The organism is Microcoleus asticus IPMA8, from assembly GCF_013179805.1.
Taxonomy (GTDB): Bacteria; Cyanobacteriota; Cyanobacteriia; order Cyanobacteriales; family Microcoleaceae; genus Microcoleus; species Microcoleus asticus.
The window spans coordinates 1-3,560 of sequence record NZ_SRRZ01000248.1; the positions used below are offsets into that span (position 1 = coordinate 1).

3 protein-coding genes and 1 pseudogene are annotated in these 3,560 nt (G+C 43.4%); all 4 read right to left on the reverse strand.

Features of this window, described 5'->3' with window-relative positions:
- Positions 1 to 522: 522 nt before the first annotated feature.
- Positions 523 to 1,293 carry a DUF1350 family protein gene (locus E5S67_RS31440; RefSeq protein ID WP_172193326.1) on the reverse strand — a complete coding sequence of 257 codons (771 nt, stop codon included), beginning with the start codon at positions 1,291 to 1,293 and terminating at the stop codon, positions 523 to 525.
- 151 nt (positions 1,294 to 1,444) lie between these two features.
- Positions 1,445 to 1,753 (reverse strand): hypothetical protein, encoded by a 309-nt coding sequence (locus E5S67_RS31445; RefSeq protein WP_172193328.1) that lies wholly within the window; start codon positions 1,751 to 1,753, stop codon positions 1,445 to 1,447.
- A 16-nt stretch (positions 1,754 to 1,769) separates the two neighbouring features.
- On the reverse strand, positions 1,770 to 2,801 hold the full coding sequence (locus E5S67_RS31450) for a glycosyltransferase family 2 protein (RefSeq protein WP_216670840.1): 1,032 nt from the start codon (positions 2,799 to 2,801) through the stop codon (positions 1,770 to 1,772).
- A gap of 504 nt (positions 2,802 to 3,305) precedes the next feature.
- Positions 3,306 to 3,560: pseudogene (locus E5S67_RS31455) on the reverse strand (IS1 family transposase); the annotation flags it as partial.

Genomic DNA, 3,560 nt, shown 5'->3' on the forward strand with positions numbered 1-3,560 from the left:
TTTTTTCCTTCTGTCTGGTGGCTGCGGGCTTTTTCATTAGTTTATTTTACCAGCTTTTGACACTTAAGTCTTTTTTGACCTGAATCCTTACGAGGCTAGTAATTCATTATCTTAAGTTTTGGGATGTTCCGGTTCCCTTTCCATCCTATGATTTCAATCGCCCTCAAACGAGGCAAATCGGGTAGCCAAAACATCCCTTGACCGCACAAATCATACCTCAATTCAGCAACGCCTTAGGCGGTAATTTACCTATCCTCGGATGCACCTATCGCCATTTTGACTCACCACTCAGGCTCAAGGTCAGTCGGAAAAGTCGGCTCTTTAAAGTCGGAAAAGTCGGAAAAGTCGGAAAAATCGCCGCTATGAGTACATAGCTTAGATATCCCTTTGGCAGTTTGAGGGCTTACGCAAACAGCTTTTCAACACTCTTGGTAGGAGCAAGGGGAAACCAAAGCACTACAGATAGAGTTTATGGGTAATTCCTAAATTTAAGATCACTAAGCTAAAATCTGAACTTTAAGATTAAAAATCCTTTGACACAGGATTAAGCCACAGCAAAATTGTCCGTTTTAATTGATTTAATTCTCGATACACTTCTTGTTTGACCCATTGCCCGATCGCGTCGAAGGGTGTAAAAATTTGACCCACAGGCCAGCTAACATCTTGACCCAATGGCGTTTGATGGTTGCCAGTCAGAGTCTGAACTGTAATCATGTCGGGAAATCGTGCTTTTAGCAGTTTGGTCAACAGCAGGGTTTGGTCGATGTTGTCGCCGTTAAATTTGACTAAAAGATTGCGCCGAATTTGATAGCTATCTTGGACGAGGCGATTAGTCTCTTGCGGGGACGGGGTAAACTCAACGTTAAAGACGGGGGAAATTTGCTCGACGATCGGGATTGCTTCGGATGCCGCATAATTGTTGAAAGAGATCAGAATATTGCCTGCCCTTTCTATGTCAAACACAGAACCGATCAGCAAGTGCAGTTTGCATCCCATGCTGTGTCCCATACCGTAAATGGGGAGATAGGAAGATTTGAGCAATTTAGTGGCCCGCAGGCGATCGAGGGCATTTTCAAATTTGTTGAGGACATCGCGGGCGATCGCAATATGATCCAAAGTATTGACAAACGGCGTTGCTACTACAAGATATCCTTGGTTCCCCAAAGCCTCTAACAGCCAGCGATAGGTCAACTGTGGTGCTGTCGCCACAAATGCACCGCCGAGAAAATGTACGATCGCGATCGGTTTAGACGGAATTAATACCCAGTTGCCAGAAATTTCTTGCCAGTCCATAAATTCAATCTAATTCACAGTAAAAAGGCGATCGTCCTCTGAAGGTAAAAGGCAGAATTTTTTCTAAATATTAGCTTTTATTTTCTGCCTCAAAAAAGGGTTTGCTACCCATTTTTTATTCAAAAAACTTTGCTTTTTACTTATACATTATTTAGTGTAACTGTTTTGGGAGCAAATAGCACGGCGGGCGATCGCTGCTATTTACGCCATGTACAGGGTTGAAGCTTGCGACCGAATAAATCAAGGCTGACATCCGATCGCGACTTTCAAAAATTTTTATATTCTCTCCCATCGCACGGCGGCAAGCCATTGTCGTTGGTATTGCGGGTAATTGCTCCGACAGGATATTAACAGTCAAAGACGCCTGAAAACCCCAAGAGCGCGTATTAACCAGCCCCTGCGCGATCGGCTTCGATTCGGATTTATTGGTATCACCTAATTTCTTGACTAAAACCTGCATACAAATATGAGTTTCTTTAGGAAAGCTCCCCGATTTTAGATGATTGCTGGCGGTTTAATTCTGCCGAATGACTCATGCCTTCTGCCGTTTGATGACTCAACTTATCGTGAGCCTTCATCCATTTCCACTTGTTCAAAGTAGCTTGAGGATCGATCGCTGTGCTAGCGATGCCGTAAACAAGAGTCGGCAAAACCTCCCGATTTAACCAACTTTGTCCCAGCTTTCTCATGTAGTGGAGTGCCAAAACTTCTCGGAATTTGTTAAGCCTTTTCAAAAGTGGCAAATTCTTAAAGCATACCTGTTCGTATTCGTTGAGCGATAACTCTTTTTCTCCCCGCAAGCGCCGCAGTTGGTTCTCTTTGACACAATCAGAAGCTATGCGCTTTTTCAGCCAGTGCTTATCTGTGAGAGAGTTCCCTCTAATTCTATAATTTCCCAAAGGTTCTGTCGTCGCTAGCAAGCCATACTTTTGAGCAATTTTGGTAAATAACTCTGTATCTTCTCCTACCTGCCAATCTTCTGCAAAGCCGCCTTCTTTGAGAAGAATGGAGCGATAGAGTACAACAGAAGACGGGAAAACCCAAGGGCTTTCGCCTGTCTCCTTAATCGCCTGCATTTCTGCTTTAGTTGTAGGATAGGTGGGAATGTAACTCAACTTGTTGCCGCGCTTGTCTAAATACCGCAAAGCGTGAGCCACAGCTTTGACTTCGGGATTGTCTGCGAGCATCTTCAAACAAACTTCTAGCTTGTTGGGTTCCCAGGTATCGTCGCTGTCGAGAAATGCTACATATTCGCCTGTGGCGCGATACATCATTAAATTTCTAGACTTAGAAACCCCGTAATTTTGGGGATTCCGGAAGTATTGAATTCTCGAATCTTGTTCTGCCAGTTTAGCGGCAACTTTGTCAGTAGCGTCAGTAGAGAAGTCATCAACAATAAAAATTTCTAGATTCTTGTGGGTACCCTTGAGTACGGAGGCAACTGTCTGGGTCAGAGTGTCGGCAGCATTGAATGCAGGAATTATTACACTGACTTTTTCGCTGTTCATAACTTGAATCACTTGTGGTTTGGTAGTTGTTCGCCGAAGTATCGTCTGGAAGCAGACACTCTGACTCCTTTACGTGCAAGTACCTGTAGTCCCGAAACTTGCCTACATATTGCCAATATAACAGGCTTGCCGACCTCAGTGTTATGTACCATAAGGGGGGGACACCTCTTAGGAGCCGGAGTGCATACTATTTTGCGGATAATTTTTTTGATACACAAGCGTCGGCTGCAAGGGATTGAGGGTTTTGTCGGGGGGTTGGAATTTTAATAAATTCGATCGGATATTTTTGTTTTAATAGGACTTACCTAGAAAAACCCGGCATCACCCAAAATTATTGGTTTGATAACTATATCTGTACTAATAAACCGAGTTTATGACTCAGATCAAGTCCGGTTTATCGCTAATTATAACCTTGTTTGTTGTCGGCGCGGCGCGGGCGATAAAAGGCTCCTCGTCTCCACTACAAACCTAATTATAAATTTTGAACCAAACTTGGTAGTGATTTTATGTAAAGGATGGAGAAAATAGAGGCGGTTGAGTCTTCAGCATTGCTAATCGGATTTGGTGATTGTAGTCATGAATAAAATTCCAAATAGCACCAGCCATGATTCTCCAACTTCTTAAAAAACGATAATCTCTTCCTGACTAATCGCGAAATTCGCTGCCTAAGAGTATTATTTAATCGTTCAATGTAACTCGTCAATCCGCTTTCTTTCCCCACAGGCTGATGCCGTGAATGTCGGTAAAACCGCAGCATAT